The 26,174-nt window shown below is 42.6% G+C and carries 19 protein-coding genes; 15 read left to right on the top strand and 4 right to left on the bottom strand.

Annotation, left to right across the window (positions count from 1 at the left end; all coding sequences use genetic code 11):
- The first annotated feature begins 176 nt into the window (after positions 1-176).
- On the top strand, positions 177-647 hold the full coding sequence (gene bfr / locus Q4591_RS06700) for a bacterioferritin (RefSeq protein WP_102520116.1): 471 nt from the start codon (positions 177-179) through the stop codon (positions 645-647).
- A gap of 12 nt (positions 648-659) precedes the next feature.
- Entirely contained in the window at positions 660-1,127 is a 468-nt protein-coding gene (bfr, locus tag Q4591_RS06695; protein ID WP_102437953.1) for a bacterioferritin, read from the top strand.
- A 113-nt stretch (positions 1,128-1,240) separates the two neighbouring features.
- On the opposite strand, the gene Q4591_RS06690 is transcribed toward bfr (Q4591_RS06695), so the two are convergent.
- Positions 1,241-3,151: a methyl-accepting chemotaxis protein gene (locus Q4591_RS06690; protein WP_303460060.1), complete on the bottom strand. Its 1,911-nt coding sequence runs from the start codon at positions 3,149-3,151 to the stop codon at positions 1,241-1,243.
- A 282-nt stretch (positions 3,152-3,433) separates the two neighbouring features.
- On the opposite strand from Q4591_RS06690, the gene dinB reads away from it, so the two are divergent.
- Positions 3,434-4,510: a DNA polymerase IV gene (dinB, locus tag Q4591_RS06685; RefSeq protein WP_102437949.1), complete on the top strand. Its 1,077-nt coding sequence runs from the start codon at positions 3,434-3,436 to the stop codon at positions 4,508-4,510.
- A 93-nt stretch (positions 4,511-4,603) separates the two neighbouring features.
- On the opposite strand, the gene Q4591_RS06680 is transcribed toward dinB, so the two are convergent.
- Positions 4,604-6,064, bottom strand: coding sequence for an aminoacyl-histidine dipeptidase (locus Q4591_RS06680; RefSeq protein ID WP_102530881.1), 1,461 nt, complete (start codon positions 6,062-6,064; stop codon positions 4,604-4,606).
- A 247-nt stretch (positions 6,065-6,311) separates the two neighbouring features.
- Between Q4591_RS06680 and Q4591_RS06675 the strand changes: the two genes are divergently transcribed.
- The 4 genes from Q4591_RS06675 (at position 6,312) to Q4591_RS06660 (ending at position 12,615) form a co-directional block, all read left to right on the top strand.
- Positions 6,312-7,853 (top strand): leucyl aminopeptidase family protein, encoded by a 1,542-nt coding sequence (locus Q4591_RS06675; protein WP_303445766.1) that lies wholly within the window; start codon positions 6,312-6,314, stop codon positions 7,851-7,853.
- 830 nt (positions 7,854-8,683) lie between these two features.
- Positions 8,684-9,973, top strand: coding sequence for an NCS2 family permease (locus Q4591_RS06670; RefSeq protein ID WP_076542805.1), 1,290 nt, complete (start codon positions 8,684-8,686; stop codon positions 9,971-9,973).
- A gap of 244 nt (positions 9,974-10,217) precedes the next feature.
- The gene (gene proB / locus Q4591_RS06665; RefSeq protein ID WP_102477151.1) at positions 10,218-11,330 is read left to right on the top strand and encodes a glutamate 5-kinase; all 1,113 of its coding nucleotides are present in this window, start codon (positions 10,218-10,220) and stop codon (positions 11,328-11,330) included.
- A gap of 16 nt (positions 11,331-11,346) precedes the next feature.
- Positions 11,347-12,615 carry a glutamate-5-semialdehyde dehydrogenase gene (locus Q4591_RS06660; RefSeq protein ID WP_303460057.1) on the top strand — a complete coding sequence of 423 codons (1,269 nt, stop codon included), beginning with the start codon at positions 11,347-11,349 and terminating at the stop codon, positions 12,613-12,615.
- Between the two features lie 183 nt (positions 12,616-12,798).
- Here the strand turns inward: Q4591_RS06660 and Q4591_RS06655 are convergent, their stop codons facing one another.
- Together Q4591_RS06655 and Q4591_RS06650 are read right to left on the bottom strand one after the other, a co-directional pair.
- The gene (locus Q4591_RS06655) at positions 12,799-13,128 is read right to left on the bottom strand and encodes a hypothetical protein (RefSeq protein WP_241904024.1); all 330 of its coding nucleotides are present in this window, start codon (positions 13,126-13,128) and stop codon (positions 12,799-12,801) included.
- 146 nt (positions 13,129-13,274) lie between these two features.
- Complete coding sequence (locus tag Q4591_RS06650; protein WP_303460054.1) at positions 13,275-14,198, bottom strand: DMT family transporter; 924 nt, start codon at positions 14,196-14,198, stop codon at positions 13,275-13,277.
- Positions 14,199-14,488: 290 nt separating this feature from the next.
- On the opposite strand from Q4591_RS06650, the gene dnaK reads away from it, so the two are divergent.
- The 8 genes from dnaK (at position 14,489) to carB (ending at position 26,154) form a co-directional block, all read left to right on the top strand.
- On the top strand, positions 14,489-16,408 hold the full coding sequence (gene dnaK, locus Q4591_RS06645) for a molecular chaperone DnaK (RefSeq protein ID WP_102437933.1): 1,920 nt from the start codon (positions 14,489-14,491) through the stop codon (positions 16,406-16,408).
- An 88-nt stretch (positions 16,409-16,496) separates the two neighbouring features.
- Positions 16,497-17,627 carry a molecular chaperone DnaJ gene (gene dnaJ / locus Q4591_RS06640; protein ID WP_102437931.1) on the top strand — a complete coding sequence of 377 codons (1,131 nt, stop codon included), beginning with the start codon at positions 16,497-16,499 and terminating at the stop codon, positions 17,625-17,627.
- Between the two features lie 182 nt (positions 17,628-17,809).
- Positions 17,810-19,033 carry a DEAD/DEAH box helicase gene (locus Q4591_RS06635; protein WP_303460051.1) on the top strand — a complete coding sequence of 408 codons (1,224 nt, stop codon included), beginning with the start codon at positions 17,810-17,812 and terminating at the stop codon, positions 19,031-19,033.
- Between the two features lie 150 nt (positions 19,034-19,183).
- Positions 19,184-19,975, top strand: a complete 792-nt coding sequence (locus tag Q4591_RS06630; protein ID WP_303460048.1) for a M48 family metallopeptidase — start codon at positions 19,184-19,186, stop codon at positions 19,973-19,975.
- A 107-nt stretch (positions 19,976-20,082) separates the two neighbouring features.
- A complete protein-coding gene (locus tag Q4591_RS06625) occupies positions 20,083-20,697 on the top strand; it encodes an FKBP-type peptidyl-prolyl cis-trans isomerase (protein WP_102437925.1) in 615 nt (204 codons plus the stop codon).
- Positions 20,698-20,748: 51 nt separating this feature from the next.
- Complete coding sequence (gene dapB, locus Q4591_RS06620) at positions 20,749-21,561, top strand: 4-hydroxy-tetrahydrodipicolinate reductase (RefSeq protein WP_303412135.1); 813 nt, start codon at positions 20,749-20,751, stop codon at positions 21,559-21,561.
- Positions 21,562-21,744: 183 nt separating this feature from the next.
- Positions 21,745-22,902, top strand: coding sequence for a glutamine-hydrolyzing carbamoyl-phosphate synthase small subunit (carA, locus tag Q4591_RS06615; RefSeq protein ID WP_102437921.1), 1,158 nt, complete (start codon positions 21,745-21,747; stop codon positions 22,900-22,902).
- A 27-nt stretch (positions 22,903-22,929) separates the two neighbouring features.
- Entirely contained in the window at positions 22,930-26,154 is a 3,225-nt protein-coding gene (gene carB / locus Q4591_RS06610) for a carbamoyl-phosphate synthase large subunit (protein ID WP_102477158.1), read from the top strand.
- Positions 26,155-26,174: the final 20 nt, after the last annotated feature.

Genomic DNA, 26,174 nt, shown 5'->3' with positions numbered 1-26,174 from the left:
TCTATTAAGAAATATTCAAACGTGAAAATGCTGAAGCGAGATAAGAACCTAAGTTATAATGATAATAGTTATCAATGACTAAGTTTATGATAATAAAGGGGAATTGTTTTTTGAAGTCACATGTACTATGCTGGTCGAAATTGATCCAGATCAATCTAGCATTTAAGGACTAAATCATGAAAGGCCATCCAAAAGTAATTAGTCAGCTTAATCGTGTACTGACATGTGAGCTCACTGCCATTAATCAATATTTTCTTCACGCGCGTATGTTCAAGCATTGGGGACTCGAAAACCTCAATGAGAAAGAATATAAAAAATCTATTCAAGATATGAAACATGCAGACAAGTTAATTGAGCGGGTATTGTTTTTGGAAGGTTTACCTAACCTTCAACAATTAGACAAGTTACGCATTGGTGAGCATTGCGAAGAAATGTTTGATTGTGATCAGCAAGCGGTAGTCGAGCAGTTGGTCGTTTTACGAGAGGCGATTAAGCTTTGTGAAACAGAGCGCGATTACGTTACTCGTGATTTATTAGAAGATTTACTTGAAGATGAAGAAGAGCATCTAGACTGGATTGAAACCCAAAAAGAGCTGATTAACCAAACCGGTATTCAGAACTATCTTCAATCACAAATTAAAGATTAATAGGACATTATCATGAAAGGTAATCCAGAAGTTATTGCAGCTTTAAATGCATTATTAACTGGTGAGTTGTCAGCGATGGATCAATACTTTGTACATGCACACATGTACGAAGATTGGGGATTTGATGAGCTTTATACGCGCATCTTACATGAGTCAGATGACGAAAAAGCCCATGCTGCTAAGTTAGTTCAGCGCATTCTTTTCTTGGAAGGCACGCCAGATGTTGCAAGTCGTGAAGCATTAAACATCGGTAAAGACGTAGAAGAGATGCTTAAAAATGACTTGAGCTACGAATATCAAGTTGCTGATCATTTACGTGAAGTCATCGCTTTATGCGAAGTAAAAGGCGACTTCCAAACCCGTGAAATCTTAGAAGTACTACTTGATGATACTGAATCTGATCACATGTATTGGTTAGAAAAACAAATTCGATTAATTGATCGCGTTGGTTTACAAAATTATCTGCAAACCAAAATGTAATCATTGAGTTTGCTTCAAAACAAAATGTAATCATTGAGTTTGCTACAAAACAAAAGCCTAACTGAGTTAGGCTTTTTTTATGGGATTTTTAAGCGTTATATGTATTGGTAACGCTATAGTTTGAACTGATTAATCATATTGGTTAGCTCCACATTGATTGTGGCAATATTATCCGTTTCATTTCGCTGCATAATGCCTTCATCATTTAAGGTTTCAACCATATCGTGAATTTGGTGCATGCTTCGATTAATTTCCTGAATAACAATATTTTGCTCATTTGCTGAAGTGGATATCTGGCTATTGAGGGCATTGATTTGAGCAACAATAGTACTCATGGTTTGTAAATTATCAGAAGTATTACTGACCTCAGTAACCGTGTCTGAGCAGGCTCGTTCAGTACTGCCAATGGCCGCCACCACCGCAGTGGCTTCAGCTTTTAATTTTGCCAGCGCGATTTCAATTTCACTGGTACTTGTTTGGGTGCGACTGGCAAGGGCGCGCACTTCATCTGCAACCACAGCAAAACCACGCCCTTGCTCTCCGGCCCTTGCAGCTTCAATCGAGGCATTAAGCGCTAACAGGTTGGTTTGCTCTGCAATACTCCCAATCACATCAACAATGCTTTGAATACTGCTGGTTTCATTATTCATGTGCTCGACATTACCAGCAGTTTGATGGATTTCAGCAGCTAAACCTTGGATACCCACTTGGGTTAAGTTAATGGTCTTCAGTGATTGCTCGCCAGTAATATTAGCCTCATTAGTATGCTTGGCTGCGGTTTCGGTATTCTCAACCACAGTGACAGCGGTATTTGATAGCTCTTCAATGGCGGTCACAATTTGGGTTGTTTCATTGGTATGGGCTGTCAAAATTTGTTCGCTGTTTTGGCTATAGTGCTGCAGCTTATCAATACCGGTAGATAATTTAATTGTCGATTTATTGATGGCTAACAACATGGTTTGTAGTTGTGAAATAAAGGCGTTAATTCCGAGGGAAATTTTTCCGATATCGTCATCATTTTTGACTTCCAAACGACGGGTTAAATCACCATTACCTTGAGATAAGCCAGTGACTAAGTCACGTAGTTCATTAATCGGTTGATAGAGCTTATTCAGTAGTATTAATAACGCCACAACAGATAAGCCAAGTACCAATAATATGATGCCGCTGAGTTTTAATGTGGCATTAACAAGCGGTGCGAAAGCTGTTGCTTCATCGAGGGTGACAATCACATACCATTGGTTGTTATCAATTAAAGGGATTTTTTGACTAGCAATAATCGTGCTAACGTCATTTATATCACTGAGCGCCCATGAGCTATCCTGACCGAGAATACTTTGATAGATCTCGCTTAGTTGGCTATTGCTGCTGATATTGTCTTTTTGATTAGTTAAGGCTGAATTAGAGGCTAACACTAAGCCATTTTTATCAATAATAAAGCCAGTGGCACCTTCAATATCTGCTAATGCTTGTAGTTGCAGTTGCAAGTAGTCAAAACGTAAATCCGCCATGATGATCCCGCCATCAATTGGGTGCATAACCCCGACCATAGGTATACCGTCTGTACGGGTAAAAAACACTTCGCTGAGGGACAAGGTATTTTTTTGTTTGCCGTTTTGGTACCAAGGACGAGTGCGGGGATCATATTTATCGACTACACCGACGCCGTCAGGAAAAGACTCTGAAGCAATAGAGGCAAAGGATTGGCCATCATCAAACCCCATAATGACTTTAGAGACGCCACCTAATTTCGCTGTGTATTGAGTCATGGCGACATGGCCGGCATCCACATTGTTATGACGGTATAGACTCGCGAGTTCAGTTACCGCGGAAGTGGTGCGATTAAATGAGCTTTCTATTTCACTGACTTTGGTTTTTATTTGGTGGTGGATGTCGGTTGTCAGCTTGTCTGTTATTTGTTGTTTTAATAATTGGTGAGTGACCAGCCCGCTAATGATCAAGGCGAAAGCTAATAGAATTGTTAACGCAAATAGTAAACTCGCTTTAAAGCCAAACTTGTTCATAACTCACCTAATTGTATTATTATTTTTGTTTGATTGTACCTGCTTATAAATCAAAATATACCCTAAGCTTATAAAAAAGTTAGTGATTTGCATCATGTAATGTTGATTTTGTTTTTGTGTTGTCTGATGTTTAGTGTTCTTACTGTTATTTATTTGTATTGCAAATTAGCGCTATTTTGTAATTTGAAGCTTTCAACGCGACTGGTGATAAAGGTTTAATTTGAACACTGTTTTTATATACAGTATCATGATGTCATTCAGTGACTTCTTTATGAAAACGCCATGCGTAAAATTATCCACATTGATATGGATTGCTATTATGCCGCAGTTGAAATGCGTGATTTTCCACAATTGCGTGGTAAACCTATTGCTGTAGGTGGGCGCAGCGATCGCCGTGGTGTTATCAGTACCTGTAGTTATGAGGCGCGTAAATATGGCGTTCGTTCTGCTATGTCGAGTTATCAGGCATTAAAACTCTGCCCAGATTTGATATTGGTGCCAGGCAGGATGGAGGTTTACAAAGCGGTTTCGCTGCAAATCCGTGAAATATTCCATCGTTATACAGAATTAGTTGAGCCGTTATCATTGGACGAGGCGTATCTTGATGTTACTGATTGTGATGCATGTAAAGGTAGCGCCACCTTAATTGCTGAGCAGATCAGAGCTGAAATCTTTACGGTAACCGGGCTTACTGCTTCCGCGGGAGTCGCACCGATTAAGTTTTTAGCTAAAATAGCTTCTGACTTAAATAAGCCTAATGGTCAATATGTGATCACGCCTGCTGAGATCCCTTCGTTTATAAAATCATTATCCTTAAGTAAAATCCCTGGGGTGGGAAAAGTAACCTCGGCTAAGCTTGCAGCGCTCGGGCTTGAAACCTGTGAAGACGTGCAGCGCTACCCGAGTGACAAGCTCATCAGCGGTTTTGGTAAATTTGGCCGCGTGTTAATTGAGCGCACTCAAGGTATCGATACACGTCAAATAAGCCCAAATCGTATCAGAAAGTCGGTTGGGGTTGAGACCACCTTAGCCCAAGATATTTTTACTATAGAGCAATGCAGCAATGTCATGCCGCAGTTAATCCAAGAGCTTATTAGCCGGGTGCATCGCAGTGCTAAAGACCGGCAAATTCATAAACAGGTAGTAAAACTTAAATTTAACGATTTCAAGCAAACTACCATTGAGCATCGCAGTGATGAAATGTCGCTTAACTTATTCCAGACATTGTTAACTCAAGCACTAGAGCGGGCCAATGGTCGAGGTATAAGATTAATCGGTGTCAGTGTTGGTTTAGCTGATAATAGCCAGCCAGAAGTGGTTACAGATGATAATAGCGAGCAATTAGATTTGCAGTTCTAGTGATTATCGCTAGAAACAAAAAGGCTGCCTTTTCTTATATCAAGAATAGAGCAGCCTTTTTATTAAGCGCGTAATTTAATAGAGAGTTAAAGCTCAGCCTTTTGCTGGAATACGCTCTAGTACCGCAAGCAGTAGTTCCCAATATTGGCCAACAGTGGTGATGTTCACCATTTCGTCAGGGCTATGTGGGAAACGAATGGTTGGGCCAATAGAGACCATATCCATGGTTGGGTATGGTTCTTTAAATAGTCCACATTCAAGACCGGCATGGATAACCATAATCGTCGGGTCTTTCTTATAAATATCATTATACGTTTCACGGACAATGGCCATCACTGGTGAGCTATTATCAGGCTTCCAACCAGGGTAAGCGCCTGATAGATCAATGCTAGCACCTGAAAGGTTTGCTAATGCCGTTAATTGCGTTTCAATTTGCACTCGGCCTGAGTCAATCAATGAGCGGATAAGACATAGCACTTCAACAGATTCGTTGTCAGTGTTAATCACTCCGACGTTAAGCGATGTTTCAGTCACACCTTCAACTTCATCGCTCATACGCATTACGCCGTTAGGGCAGGCGTGCAGTAAATCGATTAAGGTATTTTGCGCATCTTCACTCATGACTTTTGCTGGAGCGTCAATGGCTGCAAGTGTTAGCAACATGTCAGGGTCAGCAATTGCCAGCTCTTCACGAACAATCGCTTGATATTGAGCAATGGCTTGCTCAAGCTTGGCTTTATTTTCGCTTGGCAGCATAAAGTTGATGCTAGCTTCACGGGGGATAGCATTACGTAAAGAGCCGCCAGTGAAGTTAACTAATTCAATTTGTAAATCATCACCATAACTAAATAAGAAACGGGCTAATAATTTATTGGCATTGCCGCGACCTAAATGAATGTTGACGCCTGAATGGCCGCCCTTTAAACCTGAAAGGGTTAAGCTAAAGCTGGCATTGCTTTGCTCAGGTGCTTGCCATGACATAGGAACGCTTAGCTGTGCATCAACACCGCCAGCGCAACCCATGTAGATTTCGCCTTCTTGTTCTGAGTCAGTATTAATTAAAATATCAGCATCAAGGTAACCAGCTTCAAGGCCGAAAGCGCCAGTCATGCCCGCTTCTTCATCAATGGTAAGCAGCACTTCTAATGGACCATGTTTAATGTTGTCAGCGCCAAGAATTGCTAACGCTGAAGCCATACCAATACCGTTATCAGCACCTAAGGTGGTGCCCTTGGCTTTTAGCCATTCGCCATCTACATAGGCTTCAATAGGATCTTTTTCAAAATCATGCACTTTATCGGCATTTTTTTGTGGAACCATATCAATGTGGGCTTGTAATACCACAGTCTTGCGTTCTTCCATTCCAGCATACGCTGGCTTTTTAATGATCAAGTTACCGACTTTATCTTCGACGACAGGCAAACCTTTCGATTTAGCCCATTGCTGGATATGTTCACTAAGTGCTTGTTCAAACTTGGATGGATGCGGAATCGCACAAATTTGTTCAAACCATTGCCATAATGGCTGGGGATATAATTGATTAATGGCGGTCACGAAGACTCCCTAAATGCTATGAATGTGGGAATAGATGCGCTGAAGTTTACCATATTGTCGTTACTAAGTAGTGACCTAGAGCAAGTAGAGAGGCTGGATTAAATTAATTTTTGTAAATATATTTTAACTCTATCGTAAAGCTAAGCTTATATACTTTAACCACCATTGGTCGTTATGATTTGTGATTCAGCACCTGAAATTACTGATTAGCAAGCAATAATAACAATCTATTTAAAAAGGATGCCCCATGTTTCAAGTCAATATCGTTGATGTAGCAAATGATCAAGCCATTTTTGAAGGCCATGGCTGGGACGCCGTAGTGGTAGTCGCCACCGATTTAGCCGCCATTGCCCAAGATGAAATAAAAATACTCGCCAAGCATGCGAAACAAATCGATCAGCGCATTGGTCAGTCGGCAACATTGTTACTGGCGCCCGGACTTGCGGGTGGCAGACTGATTGTCGCCCCAGTTGTTAATGCCACTAATGAATACAGTGATGTGAGTGTGTTTGCCAAAGCAGCTAGAGAAGGCATTGTTATTGCTAAGGCTGCGGGAGCAAAACAACCGCTGTTGGTGGTAGAAACCAGCCAAGATAAGCGCTATCAATTTGCTAAACAGGTTGCTGCACTTGCCTGTGGTCAGGAACTATGGCAATCACTGGAGCTGCGAGAAGCCACAGCAATTACCCCAGCATTTAGCGCCATTGGTTTGCTTGGCAGCGACAATTGCAGTGGCCTGCTCAATGCTGTCGAAGCCGGTAAGATTTTGGCAAGGGATCTATGCGGCACTGAGCCAGAAAGAATGGCGGCGCCAGCATTTGCTGATTATTGCGTTGAGGCGCTAAAAGACAGTGGTTTAGCAATCAGAGTCATTGAAGAACGTGAAGAGTTAGAGCGCGATTACCCGCTGCTTTGCGCAGTAGGGAGAGCCTCATTTAATGTGCCTCGGCATCAACCTCGCGTGGTTAAACTGGAATATGTGGCAGAGGGCGCCATTGATCGCACCTACTTGTTTGCTGGTAAAGGAGTTATTTACGATACTGGCGGCGCAGATATTAAAGTCGCCGGTGGCATGGCGGGTATGAGCCGAGATAAAGGCGGCGCTGCAGCGGTGGCAGGCTTAATGAAAACCTTATCTATCTTAAAGCCCAAAGGCATTAGAGTGATAGCAGAGTTAGGTTTGGTGCGAAACAGTATTGGCAGCGATGCCTTTGTTCCTGATGAAATCATTACCAGCCATGGCGGTGTTAGAGTGCGTATTGGTAATACTGATGCCGAAGGGCGCTTAGTGCTGGCAGACTTATTATCTCACTTAAGACTTCAGGCAATGACAGCAATTAAGCCGCAAGTATTTTCTGTGGCAACCTTAACCGGCCATGTGGTGCGCTGTTATGGCGGCTATACCGCACTAGTCGAGAACAAAGTGGCACAACAAGCTGGTATGGGTCACACCCTAGCTGGCATTGCTGAGCAATGGGGCGAACCATTTGAGTTATCTAGCTTGCGTCATGATGATTTTGCCAAGGTACATAATATCTCTGGCCAAGGGGAGTTATTGTCATCTAATAACGGCCCTTCTGCCATTACTGCCAGAGGCCATCAATATCCCGCAGCATTTTTAATTAATGCTTCAGGCTTGGGCCAACATGGCACAGGCTCTGCCATGCCATTGCCTTTTGCGCATCTTGATATTGCCGGTAGTGCCACAGAAGGCCATAGTTTGTATGGGAAACCCACAGCCTCGCCTTTGGTAACTTTATTACAAAGCGTTTTGGGCGGCAATGTGTAGTTTGTTTTTTGCTCAACCACTATATATTGTGCTATTTAGTGGTTGATTGTTTGCTAATGAGAACTCTAAATTCTTAATTTGTCATACAAGTGTGCTTTTATTTCATTTTTTGATTGAAATATAAAATAATTAAATAAATACTTGTAATAAAATTACACTTTGGTATTATTCCTCTCGTTGGACAGCGACGGTGCTTTCCAATTCTAGTTAATCCAGGATGGATATAGTCTCCAAGGAATCGAGTGATGAGTTGTCTCAATGGATTGAGAAAAGTTTGTTCCAAGGAACCGAGCCAAGCAAGACTAGGTTTTCGCAACTTTATTTGGAGTATGATTATGTCTTCTACAGACAGCTATACTATTTATGGACAAGGCACTTGGTTAAATCCAGCTGTTCTGTCTTTTGGCATTTATGCCATGACGTTTAAGGGCTAACCCTCCTTATTCATTGATTTACCGTATCAACCCTTTTTTCTGTCGCCTTTGGGCGGTTTTAGACAACAAGTAAATTGGTTCTCTATTGCCAATTTACTTTTTAAGTTTTATCACTTAATTGTGATGCAGTTTTCCTCTCCCCATACGGAAAACTTTTAACTTGTCTGCCTACTCTTTTGAGTAGGCATTTTTTTTGCCTGAAATTTATCAACCACTGGCTTTTCATTGAGTTAAATTGTCTTTCATACGAATATAAGTGTTTAGTTATCTAACATGGCTATAAACCTTATAAGTACCTATAATCCGAACGAATTAATTCACCTCTGATTTTGACTGTAATTAGCCAGTAGCGGCTATAGCAGCCAATTACACCCCCTTTTCAAGGAACAAGGCTTCATGTTAGAGAAACTGTTTAAACTCAAAGATAATCAAACGAATTTAAAACAAGAAGTTGTCGCGGGTCTCACTACCTTTCTCACCATGGCTTACATTATTTTTGTTAACCCTATGATGTTAGCTGATGCCGGCATGGATCATGGTGCAGTGTTTGTGGCCACTTGTTTAGCCGCGGCAGTGGGCTGTTTAGTGATGGGCTTAGTGGCCAATTACCCCATCGCATTAGCGCCGGGTATGGGGCTTAATGCTTTCTTCACTTATACCGTTGTCGGCGAAATGGGCTATAGCTGGGAAACTGCACTTGGCGCAGTATTTATGTCTGGTATTTGTTTCTTAATTTTATCTTTGGTGAAAATTAGAGAATGGATAGTTAACAGTATTCCAATGAGTCTGCGATTAGGTATTGCCGCGGGTATCGGTTTGTTCTTGGCCTTTATTGGCCTTAAAAGCGCCGGTATTGTGGTGGCAAGTCCGGCAACATTAGTCACTATGGGGGATATCACTTCATTCTCAGCTGTGATGGCTGCGGTGGGGTTTTTCTTGATCATTGCTATGGTACAGCGTGGCTACAAAGCGGCGGTGATATTAAGTATTTTCATTGTCACAGCCATTGCATTGTTAGCTGGTGAAGTGAGTTATAACGGCGTTATGTCGATGCCACCATCGATAGCACCGACATTCATGAAAATGGATTTATCCGCAGTGCTTGAAATCAGTATGATTTCAGTGATATTTGCCTTCTTGTTTGTGGATTTATTTGATACCTCAGGCACCTTGGTTGCAGTCGCGCAGCGTGGCGGATTTTTAGATGAACAAGGGCGTTTACCAAGAGTGAAACGCGCCTTAAGTGCAGACAGCTTAGCCACCATCGCAGGGGCGACGTTAGGAACATCAACGACCACTAGTTATATTGAAAGCACGGCAGGCGTTAGCGCCGGTGGCCGTACTGGCTTAACCGCTGTTGTCGTCGGTTTGTTGTTTATTGCTGCATTATTTTTTGCCCCACTTGCCGGCATGGTACCCGCTTATGCTACCAGTGGCGCCTTGTTTTATGTGGCGATTTTGATGATGTCTGGCTTAGTCAATGTTGAGTGGGAAGACTTAACAGAAGCGGCGCCTGTGGTCATTGTGTGTTTATTGATGCCATTAACCTTTTCAATTGCTAATGCCATAGGGTTTGGTTTTATCTCTTATGCGGTGATTAAACTACTTACTGGCCGTTTTAAAGAGTTAAATCTTGGTATCTTGTTTATTGCGGCACTATTTTTAGCTAAGTTTATTTGGGGTTAACCTTGGCTTTGCTCGCCATAACACCTGCTGGCTAAGCTCATGTGTGGGTTATCAAGCTGTAATTAAGCAGCAATGATAAATTAGTGATTTTTGTTAAGGGTTATGCAATGCATAGCCCTTTTTTATGCTGTATAACAAATAAATATAGTATTTGTTTACTCAATTATGGGCTTTACTATGAATTATTCGCTGAATTAGGTATAAAAATATTTCAGTCAATATTTTTGAGTTTGAAAAGGCAGTCATGACTTACAAGCGGGTCGTCGTAAAATTAGGGACCAGTGTCTTAACTTCGGGCAGTAACAAGCTCGATAAAGCACATATGGTGGAACTGGCCAGACAGATGTCTGTGCTTGTGCGTTCAGGTATTGAAGTTGTATTGTGCACATCTGGCGCAATAGCGGCTGGTCGCGAACATCTGCAATACCCCGTATTGCCCGATACTATGCCCAATAAACAATTATTAGCCGCCGTGGGTCAAAGTCAGCTTATTTTAGCTTGGTCAGAACTGTTCAGTATTTATGGTTTGCACGTGGGACAGTTATTGTTAACCCGCGCCGACTTACATGATCGTGAACGCTATCTAAATGCTCGAGATACACTCAATGCATTGTTAGATAATAATATTATTCCGATTATTAATGAAAATGATGCCGTTGCCACCAATGAAATTAAAGTGGGCGACAATGACAATTTATCAGCTAGGGCCGCATTATTATGTGATGCTGACTTATTAGTGTTATTGACTGATCAAATCGGCTTATTTGATGCCGATCCACGCAATAACCCCGATGCCAAGTTAATTACTTCAGTGGTCAATATTGATGATAACTTACGCTTGTTAGCGGGTGGCGCAGTTTCAGGTTTAGGCACTGGCGGCATGGCGACTAAGTTAGAAGCGGCCGATGTGGCTAGGCGAGCAGGTGTTGAAGTGGTCATTGCTTCAGGTCATTTGCCTAATGTGATTTCACAAGTAGTCAGTAAAGAATCGGTCGGCACTCATTTTAGTGTCACTAAAAATCCCCTTGAAAGCCGAAAACAATGGATTTTAGCTGGCCCTGCAACAGAAGGGCGGCTGATATTAGATGATGGCGCCTGTAAAGCGGTCGTTGAAAATGGTCGCAGCTTATTGCCTAAAGGGATTGTCAGCGTAGAAGGGCAATTTGAACGTGGCGCAACTGTGTTGATTGCCGATAAATCAGGTCACGTGCTTGCTAAAGGCATGAGCCGTTATTGTGCTAAAGCATTAACGATAATTGCAGGAAAGCACTCCAACGAGATTGAAACATTACTTGGCTATGATTACGGCGTAGCAGCAATACATCGTAATGACATGGTGGTACTAGATAGTGAATAAATTAAAGGACGAAAACATGTCACAGCAGCAATATTTAACCACGCTAGGTAAGCAAGCAAAAGCAGCAAGCTTTGCCCTTGCTAATTTATCGAGCCAAAACAAAAACGCTTTGCTTCGTTGTATTAGCGAGCAACTAACGCTAAATACCGAAGCGATTTTAGCGGCGAACGACCAAGACGTGCAGGCAGCAAAAGCCAATGGTTTAACCGATGCGATGATCGATAGATTATTGCTAGATAGCGAGCGATTAGCTGGCATTATTGCTGATATTGAAAATGTGATTAATCTTGCCGATCCTGTGGGCAGTGAATCAGCTAGCCAGTTATTAGATAACGGTTTACGTTTAACTCAACGCAAAGTGCCACTGGGAGTTGTTGGGGTGATTTACGAAGCACGCCCTAACGTCACTGTTGATATTGCCGTACTAGCACTAAAAACCGGTAATGTAGTGATCCTTCGTGGCGGTAAAGAAACCTTAACCTCAAATAAAGTTTTAAGTGAGGTGATCCGCACAGCGCTGACATTACAAGGTTTACCTGAAGATGCTGTGCAGCTGATTAACTCTACCGATCGCGACTTAGTGACTGGCTTACTGCGCCTTGACCAATATGTGGATATGATTATTCCTCGCGGCGGCCAAACCTTACAACGCCTTTGCGCTGAAAAAGCCAGTATTCCGGTGATTTTAGGCGGCATTGGTATTTGTCATTTATACCTTGATAAATCAGCGGATTTATCTCGCAGTGCTGAGGTGATCATTAATGCAAAAGTGCAGCGTCCAACAGTGTGTAATGCCTTAGATACCTTACTGGTTCACGAAGCTGTTGCGGCTGAGTTTTTAGCAGATCTGTTTACGCAGATGTCGGCATTAGGCGTGAGTTTTTATACTTGTGAAAAAACGCAGCAGTTATTTGCAGCAAGTCAGTTTGATATTCATCCTGCAACGGATGAAACCTTCAGTACTGAGTGGTTGTCATTAACACTTGGGGTTAAGATTGTGACTGATATTGACCAAGCGATTACCCATATTCGTCAACACTCTAGCGGTCACTCTGAAGCGATTTTATCTGACGATATTAATGCGACCTGCCACTTTATGAATCAAGTAGACTCAGCAGCGGTATATGTCAATGCCAGCACCCGTTTTACGGATGGCTCGCAATTTGGTTTAGGGGCTGAAGTGGCGGTCAGTACCCAAAAGCTACATGCTCGCGGACCAATGGCTCTTGATGCACTAACGACTTATAAGTGGTTGGCAACTGGTGATTATACTTCTCGCAGCTAAAATAAACTAACCCAAGCCAGATTTGAAGCTGACGATGCTGTGAGTGACAAACTGACTTGATTTGCGCTTAAAACTTAAAAAGCACCTCGGTGCTTTTTTTGTTTTTTTGAGCACTGAAATAGCAGCAGCTTTGAAATGTGCCGCTAGAGGTTATTGTCGCCAGAGGTTATTGCCGTTATAGGATTATTGCAGGTATAGCCCATGGCTGGAAATCGCAGGAGTAGATAAACGTATATAAGTGGTGTAACACCAAATCAAAAAGCTGCTCAGCGTCATAAATATGCTTACAAGCCTAGCTGCTTGAACATACTCCATGATAAGCGGGAAGTACTTTTCTTGTATGCTATTAGTGAAGTAGACCGCAGGAAAAACAAAAATACATATATACATGGCGGGGTATTGGGTTGAGATATCACCGTTGAGATATTCATAAAGCATAATAGCCGCGGTAAGCATTAAGCTATAGCTGCGAATTTTATTTTCTGTGGTGTCACTTAAATTCCATCTCGGCATTCCCATTGCCAATCTCCTCCTTGAAGCATCCTTTGTATCTTGTACACCGTATTAACTGCACACCTTATTAATAGCAACTAACTGCCATGTTGACAATAAAGTTTAAATTTTAATCGTTTAAATATCGTAAAATGCTTTAACCACTGCTACTTATTATGCTTATGGCTGATCTTTAAACTGGATTTTCTCAACAGCTGTGGGATTACCTTTTGCAATATTAACCCCGTTAAAATAAAGCATAGACCAATATAGGTACTGCTGGCGATTTGCTCTTTTAAGATTAGCGCGATAAACCCAACAGACAGCACAGGGGTTAAAAATACAAGCGTGGTGATGTTAGAGGTTTTCTCGGTGCTTTTAAGTGCCATAAGCCATAAAACAAAGGTGATACCCATTTCAAATAGCCCCACATACACTCCAGCAGTTAGCGCTTGCCAACTAAAGTCGCTTATGGGTTGATGGATTAGCATGGCAATAGTCACTAAAGGTAAACCAATTAAAAAGCTAAGTAATAAGCTTACAGTGGCATCGCCGTCATCCTTGGTATTGGTTACCCAATATAAGCACCAAATCACCGTACTGCTTAATACAAAAGCAATCCCTTTAGGGCTATCAAAGTTAAATGCGGTGATATTGCCGCCGGTTGCGATAATGTAAACGCCGCTATAGGCAATCAGCGCGGCAATGACATCAACCTTTGTGAGCTTATGACCCAGCAAAGGGACAGCTAAAATGGGCAATAAAATCGCCCAAGTGTAATTAAGGGATAAGGCTTGTTGAGCTGGAAGCAAATCGTAAGCTTCAAACAGCACAAAGTAATAAAGAAACGGATTCAGAATACCGCTAAGCAAATAAAATCCTGGGCGACGTTTAAATTGTCGCAGCATTAATGTGTGCTTTCTTTGCCATAGGATAATCACACTCAATGCAATAATAGAGGTGAGCACTGCAACAAATACCAATTGTAAGGGTGTATAAAAACTTAGCGCGACTTTAAATGCAGTCGCGACTGTCGACCAAAGTAAAACGGCAACTAAACCATAGATATAGGCAAGAGAAGTGTTTGGCAAAATCATTCCTAATAATAGTAATTATGCATAATATCCAAGGGGTGGATTAGTAAAGCAAGCAAGTATGGACAGATTGTATGCAATATACAAAATGAGGTCACGGGATATTTACTTAAGATATTTTTAATAATTTTTTTGATCAGCCCTTGTATTTTAGTTAGCTGTCCCAATATATGCAGTAAGGCTGATATGAGAGGCAAAAATTAGGACTTGAAAAATCAATTCCTGACCCCATATCAACAAACATAATCAAATTAGTTACATTAAAATTTTATATTTCGGAGATCCTCATGGGCAAAATTATTGGTATTGACTTAGGCACAACTAACTCTTGTGTGGCTGTCCTTGATGGCGGTACTGCTCGCGTAATCGAGAATGCTGAAGGCGAACGTACAACAGCATCTATCATCGCATATACCGATGACGAAACATTAGTAGGCTCACCTGCTAAGCGTCAAGCAGTTACAAACCCAACAAATACTTTTTTCGCGATTAAGCGTTTAATCGGTCGTCGTTTTAAAGATGACGAAGTTCAACGTGATGTTGACATCATGCCTTTCAAAATCATTGGTACTGACAATGGTGACGCATGGGTTGAAGCTCACGGCAAGAAAATGGCACCACCACAAGTATCTGCTGAAATCTTGAAAAAGATGAAGAAAACAGCTGAAGATTTCTTGGGTGAAGAAGTAACAGAAGCGGTTATTACTGTTCCTGCATACTTTAATGATTCACAACGTCAAGCAACTAAAGATGCTGGTCGTATTGCTGGTCTTGATGTTAAACGTATCATCAACGAGCCAACTGCTGCTGCACTAGCTTACGGTATCGACAAAAAACAAGGCGACAACGTTGTTGCAGTATACGATTTAGGTGGTGGTACTTTTGATATCTCTATCATTGAAATTGATAGCAACGATGGTGACCAAACTTTCGAAGTACTTGCTACTAACGGTGATACTCATTTAGGTGGTGAAGATTTCGATAACCGCCTAATTAACTACTTAGCTGACGAGTTCAAAAAAGAGCAAGGTCTAGACTTACGTAACGACCCGCTAGCAATGCAACGTGTTAAAGAAGCTGCAGAAAAAGCGAAAATTGAACTTTCAAGCACAACACAAACTGAAGTTAACCTGCCTTACATCACTGCTGATGCAACAGGTCCTAAGCATTTAGTGGTTAAAATCACTCGTGCTAAGTTAGAGTCTTTAGTTGACGACTTAATCCAACGTTCTTTAGAGCCATTAAAAGTTGCGCTAGCTGATGCAGACTTATCTGTTTCAGACATCAACGAAGTGATTTTAGTTGGTGGTCAAACTCGTATGCCTAAAGTACAGGCTGCAGTAACTGACTTCTTCGGTAAAGAGCCACGTAAAGACGTTAACCCAGATGAAGCCGTAGCCGTAGGCGCAGCAATTCAAGCTGGTGTACTTTCTGGTGACGTGAAAGACGTATTGCTACTTGACGTTACACCACTATCATTTGGTATCGAAACCATGGGTAGCGTAATGACTAAGCTTATCGAGAAGAACACCACTATCCCGACTAAAGCGAGTCAAACGTTCTCAACTGCTGAAGATAACCAAAGTGCAGTAACAATTCACGTACTTCAAGGTGAGCGTAAGCAAGCTAGCTACAACAAATCTCTAGGTCAATTCAACCTAGAAGGTATTGAACCAGCGCCACGTGGCATGCCACAAGTTGAAGTATCTTTCGACATCGATGCTGATGGTATCTTAAACGTATCAGCAACTGATAAGAAAACCGGTAAAGCGCAAAACATCACTATTAAAGCTAACTCAGGTCTAAGTGACGAAGAAGTAGAGCAAATGGTTCGTGATGCAGAAGCTCACGCTGATGAAGATGCTAAATTCGAAGAGCTAGTGACTGCACGTAACCAAGCTGATGGCATGGTTCACGCAACTAAGAAGCAAATCGAAGAAGCGGGTGAAGCATTACCAGCTGAAGAAAAAGAGAAAATTGAAGCAGCAATGGCTGACGTTGATACCGCAACTAAAGGTAACGACAAAGAAGCAATTGATAAAGCGACTCAAGCATTAATGGAAGCGTCTGCTAAGTTAATGGAAATCGCTCAAGCGAAAGCACAAGCGCAACAAGGTGAAGCTCCAGCACAAGATGCGCAAGAAGCTAAGCCTGAAGATGACGTTGTTGATGCTGAGTTTGAAGAAGTAAAAGACGACAAAAAGTAAGCTAAATTAGTTAGTTAACTTTCAGGCGGGCGTTGGGAGAAATCTCTAACGCCCGTTCGTACAATACCTGCTTGAGAAAACTGAGATTATGTCAAAGCGAGATTATTACGAAGTTCTAAGTGTCGGTCGCGATGCCAGTGAACGAGAAATCAAAAAAGCCTATAAGCGTCTAGCGATGAAATATCATCCTGACCGTAACCCAGGCGACAAAGAAGCTGAAGTTAACTTTAAAGAAGCTAAAGAAGCTTATGAAATTTTAACTGACGCGAATAAGAAAGCGGCTTATGACCAATTTGGTCATGCAGGCGTTGATCCTAATCGTGGCGGCGGTCAAGGTGGCGGCGGTGATTTCGGTGATATCTTTGGTGACGTGTTTGGCGATATCTTTGGCGGCGGTCGTCGTGGCGGTGGACAACGTCAAGCGGCTCGCGGTAGTGACTTACGTTACAACTTAGACTTATCACTTGAAGAAGCGGTTCGTGGCCTTACTAAAGAGTTACGTATTCCTACCTTAGCATCGTGTGATAGCTGTGATGGCAGCGGCGCTAAGAAAGGCTCGTCAGCAACCACTTGTGGTACCTGTCATGGTCAAGGCCAAGTACAAATGCGTCAAGGCTTCTTTGCTGTTCAGCAGGCGTGTCCGACTTGTCATGGCCGCGGCAAGATCATTAAAGATCCTTGTAAGAAGTGTCATGGCGAAGGCCGTGTTGAAAAGAGCAAAACCTTATCAGTTAAAATACCAGCTGGTGTTGATACTGGCGATCGTGTTCGCTTAACCGGTGAAGGTGAAGCGGGTGAGTTTGGCGCGCCTCCGGGTGACTTATATGTACAGGTGAGCGTTCGTGAACATAATATTTTTGTTCGTGATGGTAATAACCTCTACTGCGAAGTGCCAATTTCATTCAGCAAAGCTGCATTAGGTGGCGAGATTGAAGTGCCAACACTTGATGGTAAAGTGAATTTGAAAATACCTGCAGAAAGCCAAACTGGCCGTATGTTCCGCTTGCGCGGTAAAGGTGTTAAATCGGTTCGCAGCCACGCCGTTGGTGACTTACTTTGTAAAGTCGTCATGGAAACACCAGTTAAACTTAACGAAAAGCAAAAAGAGCTACTTCGTGAGTTTGAAGCGACCTTAACCGGTGAGTCAAAGAAGCACAGCCCTAAAGCTGAAGGGTTCTTTGATGGCGTAAAAAAGTTTTTTCACGATTTAAATAGCTAAATTTATTTATTAAATTTAGCTATTAGCGAGTCGATTAAAAGGTTAATTACTGCAAAGTAATTAGCCTTTTTTATTGGCAAGTTTTTAAAGCACTTTGCAGGCTATTAAACAAACACAGCTTAAGACAATGACGTCAGTGTGCGGTAGACTGCATCTCATTGCTTCTTTGGATCACTATTTCGATGTCTTTTTTACAGTTAAACCTCAATCCAAGCCTTATCTCAGCTTTACCTAAGCAATTAACAGCGGCCACTAAAATTCAAGCGCTGGCCATTCCTGCTGTGTTATCAGGTAAAGATGTATTGGCATTAGCACAAACAGGGAGCGGTAAAACTTACGCCTTTGGTTTGCCTATGCTGCAAGCTATTGATCTAGATAAAGCTGACCCTGTTCAAGCGCTAGTAATTGCGCCGACTCGTGAGCTGGCTAATCAGGTTTATCAAACGCTTAATCAGGTTGCGAAGCCTTTAGGCATAAAGGTGCAGCTTTTATGTGGCGGCATTGATGTTGAAGCCCAAGTCGCTGATTTGAAGAGATCGCCGCAGATTATCATCGCCACCCCAGCAAGGTTAGTGCAGTTTATAAAGCTGGAACATGTGTCTTTATCAGCGCTGAAGTTGTTAGTACTTGATGAAGCAGACCGGTTATTAGATATGGGCTTTTGGGCAGACATTAAAACCATTGTGCAGCAAACGCCGGTAAATAAGCAGACACTATTATTTTCAGCCACCATAGATGACACAGTAGCTAAACAAGTTAGTGTGATTTTGAAACATGATCTGATCCGTATTGAAGCTGATAAAGCCAATTCAGTGGTAGATCACATTGAAGAGCAGCTTTATTTGGTCAATAAAGGCAGTAAAGCACAAGCACTGATTGCGCTAATAAAGCAGCATCAATGGCAGCAAGTGTTGGTGTTTAGCAATACTAAAGATAGCGCAGATGCACTAACCAAAAAGCTGGTAAAAGCTGGAGTTAATGCGGCAGCATTGCATGGCGATAAAGAGCAAGCGATACGCACTAAAACCTTAAAGGACTTCAAATCAAAGGCGTTAACCGTATTAGTGGCAACTGATGTGTTAGCCCGCGGTATAGACATTGATGCATTACCTGTGATTATTAATGTGGATTTACCCGCAAGCGCAGCAGTGTATGTGCACCGCATTGGCCGCACGGCAAGGGCGGGTGCTAATGGTTTGGCGCTATCGTTAGTGTGTCATGGTGAATCTGATGCACTACAAGCTATCAGAACCTTAACTGAGCGCGCGCTGCCAACACTCGTCTTAGCAGATTTCCCGGTGACGGATAAACCGAGTTCGGGTAACAGTCAACGGCCAAAAAAAGATAAGCAAGCAAATCGCCGCAGTCAGAAAAAGCGCAGTATTAAGGACTTTAAAGGTAAATAAACACCAAGGTAAGCTGCTGTTTTTAGTGATTGCTGAGCTAAAAATGACTTACAATAGCGCGCAATAGGTTCATTTGTAATCAATCTATTGAGTACTAAATTTATGATGAACTATTGCCAACGCTCACAAAATAATAAAAGGATAATTATTATGAAAGCCGTTTTTTGGGGGCTATTTGCCACCATTTTTATCTCAGGTTGCGCAACCCACAAATCCCCAACTGGCCGCAGCCAAATGCTGTTATTTGATGAGTCTCAAATGTCACAAATGGGGGCGCAATCATTCGATGCGATGAAAAAAACGGAAAAAATCAGTACCGATAAACAGCAAACCGCCTATGTGAACTGTGTTGCCAATCGCATTACTGCAGTATTACCTGATCAAAGCTTAAACTGGGAAGTTGTGTTATTTGATTCAGATCAGATAAATGCTTTTGCACTGCCTGGTGGACATATTGGCGTGTACACAGGATTACTTAAGGTGGCGAGCGATCAAGACCAGTTAGCGACAGTAATAGGTCATGAAGTAGCCCATGTGCTAGCAAGGCATGGTAATGAGCAAGTTTCGCGTTCACAAATGACCAATGCAGGTATGCAAATGGCTGATATAGCCCTAGGTGCTGGCGGCGTGGCCAATAAAGATCTTTATATGGCGGGCTTAGGCTTAGGTGCGCAAGTCGGTATTTTATTACCCTTTGGCCGCGATCAAGAAAGTGAATCCGATGAGCTTGGTTTAGAGTTAATGGCTAAAGCGGGTTTTAATCCTGCTAAAAGCGTTACGCTTTGGCAAAATATGGCCAAAGCCGGTGGTGAACAAGGCCCTGAGCTATTTTCAACCCATCCATCTCATTCGACACGTATTGCCGATTTAAAAGCCCTTCAAGCTAAAGTGACACCAGTGTATCAAGCAGCTCTAAAGAAGACGCTTGCCAAGTGTCATTAAGGCTACTGAAAAATAGTCATAATCGAGGTAGATTAGCACCCATCAGCAACGAAAGTGTGGTAAACTGCCCCGCAAATTTTAACCGATGAATTAAGAGTAAATACGATATGTCAGAGTTCAACACAATGGAACAGCAAGCAAGTTACGGTGTAGGTCGTCAAATGGGTGAGCAATTAGCAGCTAACCCTTTCGAAGGCATCGATATCCCTGCTGTACAAGCTGGTCTAGCTGATGCATTCGCTGGTAAAGAAAGTGCTGTAGCGATGGAAGACTTACAAGTTGCTTTCACTGAAATCAGCCGTCGTTTACAAGCTGTTCAAGAAGAAGCTGCTGCTGCTGCATCTGCTGAAGGTGAAACATTCCTAGCTGAAAATGCTAAGCGTGAAGACATTATTGTTACTGAGTCAGGACTTCAATACGAAGTTATCACTCAAGGTGAAGGCGAAAAGCCAACGCTTGAATCAACTATTCGTGCACATTACCACGGTACTTTCATCAACGGTGAAGTATTCGATAGCTCTGTAGCTCGTGGCGAGCCTGCTGAATTCCCAGTTTCTGGTGTTATCGCTGGTTGGACTGAAGCATTACAACTAATGCCTGTTGGCACTAAGCTTAAACTATTCGTTCCACAACACTTAGCTTATGGCGAACGTGGTGCTGGCGCTTCTATCCCGCCATTCTCGGCGTTGGTATTTGAAGTCGAATTATTAGCAATCGTTTAATGAAAAGCGCCTAAGTTTACTTAGGCGTTTTTGTATCACTGGGAGAAGTAAATGACTGCAAAAGTAAGAGTCGCTGTTGTTGGTGCCAGTGGCCGTATGGGTCGCACACTGATTGAAGCTGCAAAGCAACATGAGGTCATATATTTGGGTGCTGCTATTGAGCGTACAGGTTCAACACTGATTGGTGTTGATGCTGGTGAGCTTGCTGGTGTTGGTACTATGAATGTCGCGATTACAGATTCATTAGATATTGCATCAGAACATTTTGATGTATTAATTGATTTTACCTCTCCAGAGTCGTCGTTAGTTCACCTTGATTGGTGCGCTAAAAACCATAAGGCGATTGTGATTGGTACTACTGGGTTCAATCATGCTCAAAAAGAGTTGATTGGTGCTTATGCTGAGCAAACACCGGTTGTGTTTGCACCGAATATGTCAGTAGGCGTTAACTTAACGCTGAAACTATTAGAGTTAACGGCAAAAGTAATGGGTGATTACACCGATATCGAAATCACCGAAGGCCATCATCGCTTTAAGAAAGACGCCCCTTCAGGGACGGCATTAAAGATGGGCGAAGTTATCGCTGAAACTTTAGGTCGTGATCTTGAAGAGTGCGCTGTATATGGTCGTGAAGGTATGACAGGCGAACGTGATAGAAATACCATTGGTTTTTCTACTATTCGTGCCGGTGATATTGTTGGCGACCATACCGTGATGTTTGCCGATATTGGTGAGCGAGTTGAAATAACGCATAAAGCCACCAGTCGCATGACCTTTGCAAATGGCGCAATGCGCGCCGCCTATTGGCTGTCCGATCAAGATGCTGGTCTTTATGACATGCAGCAAGTATTGGGACTCAATTAATATTTAAAGAAAACCACCGTTGGTGGTTTTTTTTTGGGAAAATATTGTTCCCAAAAAAACATAAATCAAGCATAGACGCTTATACATAATTCATATAGAATCGCCGGAATTTGCCAAATTTTCGTAATTTTGTAAATCTGTAGAAATTAAAAATAAATAATTTCAGTGGTTTGACTCTTATTTTTGGAGGTCACGTTGACACAGTCTGCCTTACTTGTACTCGAAGATGGAACCGTATTCTCTGGCACAGCAATTGGTGCCGATGGACTAACTGTTGGTGAAGTTGTATTTAATACTTCAATGACAGGTTATCAAGAGATTTTAACGGATCCGTCATATTCTCGCCAGATTGTCACTTTGACTTACCCGCACATTGGTAACACCGGAACAAACGATGAAGATACCGAATCTGATTCAGTTCATGCCTGTGGTCTAATCATCCGAGATCTCCCTCTATTAGCTAGCAACTTCCGTAATCAACAATCCTTAAGCGATTATTTAAAAGCGAATAATGTTGTTGGTATCGCTGATATCGATACCCGTAAATTAACTCGTATTTTACGTGAAAAGGGTGCCCAAGCCGGTTGTATTATGGTCGGCGATATCGATGAAGCTAAAGCATTAGCAGCAGCCAAAGCATTCCCTGGTTTGAAAGGCATGGATTTGGCTAAAGAAGTGACCACAGAGTCGACCTACCAATGGCGCAAAGGCACTTGGCGCTTAGTGGGTGGTTTACCGGACGAAACTCCAGCGTCAGAGCTTAAGTTTAAAATTGTTGCTTTTGATTATGGTATCAAGCGCAATATTTTACGCATGCTAGTTGACCGCGGTTGTGATGTTACTGTTGTCCCTGCACAAACACCGGCAGCTGAAGTATTAGCAATGAATCCTGATGGGATTTTCCTATCAAATGGCCCAGGCGACCCAGAGCCATGTGATTATGCGATTACGGCTATCCAAGAAATTTTAAAAACTGAAATCCCAGTATTTGGTATTTGTCTTGGTCACCAATTACTTGCATTAGCATCTGGGGCAAAAACTTTGAAAATGAAGTTTGGTCATCATGGCGCTAACCACCCGGTAAGTAATATTGAAAAAGGTAATGTGATGATCACCAGTCAAAACCACGGTTTTGCTGCTGATGAAGCGACGTTGCCTGCGAACATCAAAGTGACTCACAAATCGTTATTTGATGGGTCTTTGCAAGGTATTCACCTTACTGATAAACCAGCGTTTAGTTTCCAAGGTCACCCAGAAGCAAGCCCTGGACCGACCGATGCGTCACCACTGTTTGATCACTTTATTGAGTTGATTGAACAATATCGTCAAAACGCTAAATAGTTAGGTCATTCGGAGAATAGATAAGCAATGCCAAAACGTACTGATATTAAAAGTATTCTGATCCTAGGCGCTGGCCCAATTGTGATTGGTCAAGCCTGTGAATTTGACTATTCTGGCGCACAAGCGTGTAAAGCGCTGCGTGAAGAAGGTTATCGAGTTATCTTAGTTAACTCTAACCCTGCAACCATTATGACTGATCCAGAAATGGCTGATGCGACATACATCGAGCCAATTCACTGGGAAGTTGTGCGTAACATTATCGCTAAAGAAAAACCTGATGCGATTTTGCCAACTATGGGTGGCCAAACCGCACTTAACTGTGCACTGCAGCTAGAAGCTGAAGGTGTACTAGAAGAGTTTAACGTTGAAATGATTGGCGCGACAGCTGACGCAATTGATAAAGCTGAAGACCGTAGTCGTTTTGATACAGCAATGAAGTCAATTGGACTTGACTGTCCTCGTGCTGGTATTGCCCATACAATGGAAGAAGCTTACGGTGTTTTAGACCAAGTTGGCTTTCCGTGTATTATTCGTCCATCTTTCACCATGGGTGGCAGTGGCGGTGGTATTGCGTATAACAAAGAAGAGTTTGAAGACATTTGTTCTCAAGGCCTTGAGTTATCGCCAACTAGCGAGCTGCTAATCGATGAGTCACTAATCGGTTGGAAAGAGTACGAAATGGAAGTGGTTCGTGACCGCAATGATAACTGCATCATTGTGTGTGCCATTGAAAACTTCGATGCCATGGGCGTGCATACCGGTGATTCAATCACTGTTGCACCAGCGCAAACACTGACCGATAAAGAATACCAATTAATGCGTAACGCTTCTTTAGCGGTACTGCGTGAAATTGGTGTTGAAACCGGTGGTTCAAACGTTCAGTTTGGTATTTGTCCAAACACTGGCCGTATGGTCATTATTGAAATGAACCCGCGTGTTTCTCGCTCTTCTGCGTTAGCTTCTAAAGCAACCGGTTTCCCGATTGCTAAAATCGCCGCGAAATTAGCGGTAGGTTTCACCTTAGATGAGCTAATGAATGATATTACTGGTGGTCGCACCCCAGCATCATTCGAGCCTGCAATTGATTACGTTGTGACTAAAGTACCGCGCTTTAACTTTGAAAAATTTGCTGGCGCTAATGACCGTTTGACGACGCAAATGAAGTCAGTGGGTGAAGTCATGGCCATTGGCCGTACTTTCCAAGAGTCATTACAAAAAGCATTACGTGGACTTGAAGTTAACCGTAACGGTTTTGACCCGATTGTTGACCTTGCATCGCCTGAAGCAATGCAAACAATTCGTCATGAGTTAAAAGAGCCTGGTTGTGACCGTATTTGGTACATTGCTGATGCCTTCCGCGCTGGTCTAAGTCGTGATGATATCTTCAAGCTAACTAATGTTGATCATTGGTTCTTAGTCCAAATTGAAGATCTTATCGCCCAAGAAGCTAAAGTGGCTGAAGTGGGGATGTCAGGTCTTAACGAAGCCTTCTTACTGCAACTTAAGCGTAAAGGTTTCTCTGATGCACGTTTAGCACACATCTTAGGTGTCAGTGATAGCGAAGTGCGTAAAATTCGTGACCGCTTTGATATGCACCCAGTGTATAAGCGTGTCGATACCTGTGCGGCAGAATTTGCCACAGACACTGCTTACATGTACTCAACTTACGAAGAAGAATGTGAAGCCGCGCCATCAACCCGTGAAAAAATCATGATTCTTGGTGGCGGCCCTAACCGTATTGGTCAAGGTATTGAGTTTGATTACTGTTGTGTTCATGCGGCATTAGCATTGCGTGAAGACGGTTACGAGACCATTATGGTTAACTGTAACCCTGAGACAGTTTCGACCGATTATGACACCTCAGATCGCTTGTACTTTGAGCCAGTGACCTTTGAAGATGTGCTTGAAATCGTTCGTATTGAGAAGCCAAAAGGCGTTATCGTACAGTACGGTGGTCAAACACCGCTAAAACTGGCACGTGAACTAGAAGCGGCAGGTGTACCGATTATTGGTACAAGCCCCGATGCCATTGACCGCGCTGAAGACCGTGAGCGTTTCCAGCAAGCGATTCAACGTCTTGAAATGAAGCAACCTGAAAACGATACCGTAACAACGGTTGAAGGTGCGGTACTTTCTGCTGCCCGTATCGGTTACCCGTTAGTGGTTCGTCCATCTTATGTATTAGGTGGACGCGCAATGGAAATCGTTTATGACGAGCAAGACTTACGTCGCTACTTCAATGAAGCAGTAAGCGTATCTAACTCATCACCAGTATTGCTTGACCGTTTCCTCGATAATGCCATTGAAATCGATATCGATGCAGTTTGTGACGGCGAAATCGTGGTTGTGGGTTCTATCATGGAGCACATTGAACAAGCGGGGGTTCACTCAGGTGACTCAGGTTGTTCGTTGCCGCCATACAGCTTAAGCGAAGATGTTCAAAACCGTATGCGTGAGCAAGTGGCTAAATTAGCCATGGAGCTGGGCGTAATTGGTTTGATGAACGTTCAGTTTGCGGTTAAAGATGACGAAATCTACATGATTGAAGTCAATCCACGTGCTGCGCGTACAGTGCCATTTGTCTCTAAAGCAACCGGTATCCCGCTAGCGAAGATTGCTGCACGTGTAATGGCTGGTCAAAGCTTAGCATCGCAGAACTTCACTAAAGAAGTGATCCCACCATACTTCTCAGTAAAAGAAGTGGTATTGCCGTTTAACAAGTTCCCAGGTGTTGACCCAATGCTTGGCCCTGAAATGCGCTCTACAGGTGAAGTAATGGGTGTGGGTGAAACCTTTGCTGAAGCTTATGCTAAAGCCCAGCTTGGTGCCACAGCTGAAGTACCTAAGTCTGGCCGTGCATTAATTTCTGTGCGTAACAGTGATAAAGCGCGTGTGGCTGAACTTGCAGCTGAACTGATTGAGCTAGGTTATCAAATTGATGCAACTCATGGCACTGCAGTTATTCTAGGTGAAGCAGGTATTAATCCGCGCCTAGTTAACAAGGTACATGAAGGCCGTCCACATATTCTCGACCGTATTAAAAATGGTGAATACACTTACATCATTAATACCACTGAGGGGCGTCAAGCGATTGAAGATTCTCGTCAAATTCGTCGTGGTGCACTGCGTTATAAAGTGAACTACACCACAACATTGAATGCTGCATTTGCTACCTGTATGGCGCATTCAGCAGATGACCGTAATAACGTCAATTCAGTACAAGAATTGCATGAACGAATCGCTAAAAGTTAATAATATTTAATTTAACGTCG

This window comes from Shewanella sp. 3_MG-2023 (assembly GCF_030548765.1).
Classification (GTDB): Bacteria; Pseudomonadota; Gammaproteobacteria; order Enterobacterales; family Shewanellaceae; genus Shewanella.
Note: the sequence above shows the minus strand (reverse complement) of the source record. Positions and strands in the feature narration are given on the sequence as shown.

Bases quoted from the DNA above. Each gene is read 5' to 3' on its own strand.
- bfr (WP_102520116.1), top strand. From the start codon at position 177: ATGAAAGGCCATCCAAAAGTAATTAGTCAGCTTAATCGTGTACTGACA.
- bfr (WP_102437953.1), top strand. From the start codon at position 660: ATGAAAGGTAATCCAGAAGTTATTGCAGCTTTAAATGCATTATTAACT.
- Q4591_RS06690 (WP_303460060.1), bottom strand. From the start codon at position 3,151: ATGAACAAGTTTGGCTTTAAAGCGAGTTTACTATTTGCGTTAACAATT.
- dinB (WP_102437949.1), top strand. From the start codon at position 3,434: ATGCGTAAAATTATCCACATTGATATGGATTGCTATTATGCCGCAGTT.
- Q4591_RS06675 (WP_303445766.1), top strand. From the start codon at position 6,312: ATGTTTCAAGTCAATATCGTTGATGTAGCAAATGATCAAGCCATTTTT.
- Q4591_RS06670 (WP_076542805.1), top strand. From the start codon at position 8,684: ATGTTAGAGAAACTGTTTAAACTCAAAGATAATCAAACGAATTTAAAA.
- proB (WP_102477151.1), top strand. From the start codon at position 10,218: ATGACTTACAAGCGGGTCGTCGTAAAATTAGGGACCAGTGTCTTAACT.
- Q4591_RS06660 (WP_303460057.1), top strand. From the start codon at position 11,347: ATGTCACAGCAGCAATATTTAACCACGCTAGGTAAGCAAGCAAAAGCA.
- Q4591_RS06655 (WP_241904024.1), bottom strand. From the start codon at position 13,128: ATGCCGAGATGGAATTTAAGTGACACCACAGAAAATAAAATTCGCAGC.
- dnaK (WP_102437933.1), top strand. From the start codon at position 14,489: ATGGGCAAAATTATTGGTATTGACTTAGGCACAACTAACTCTTGTGTG.
- dnaJ (WP_102437931.1), top strand. From the start codon at position 16,497: ATGTCAAAGCGAGATTATTACGAAGTTCTAAGTGTCGGTCGCGATGCC.
- Q4591_RS06635 (WP_303460051.1), top strand. From the start codon at position 17,810: ATGTCTTTTTTACAGTTAAACCTCAATCCAAGCCTTATCTCAGCTTTA.
- Q4591_RS06630 (WP_303460048.1), top strand. From the start codon at position 19,184: ATGAAAGCCGTTTTTTGGGGGCTATTTGCCACCATTTTTATCTCAGGT.
- Q4591_RS06625 (WP_102437925.1), top strand. From the start codon at position 20,083: ATGTCAGAGTTCAACACAATGGAACAGCAAGCAAGTTACGGTGTAGGT.
- dapB (WP_303412135.1), top strand. From the start codon at position 20,749: ATGACTGCAAAAGTAAGAGTCGCTGTTGTTGGTGCCAGTGGCCGTATG.
- carB (WP_102477158.1), top strand. From the start codon at position 22,930: ATGCCAAAACGTACTGATATTAAAAGTATTCTGATCCTAGGCGCTGGC.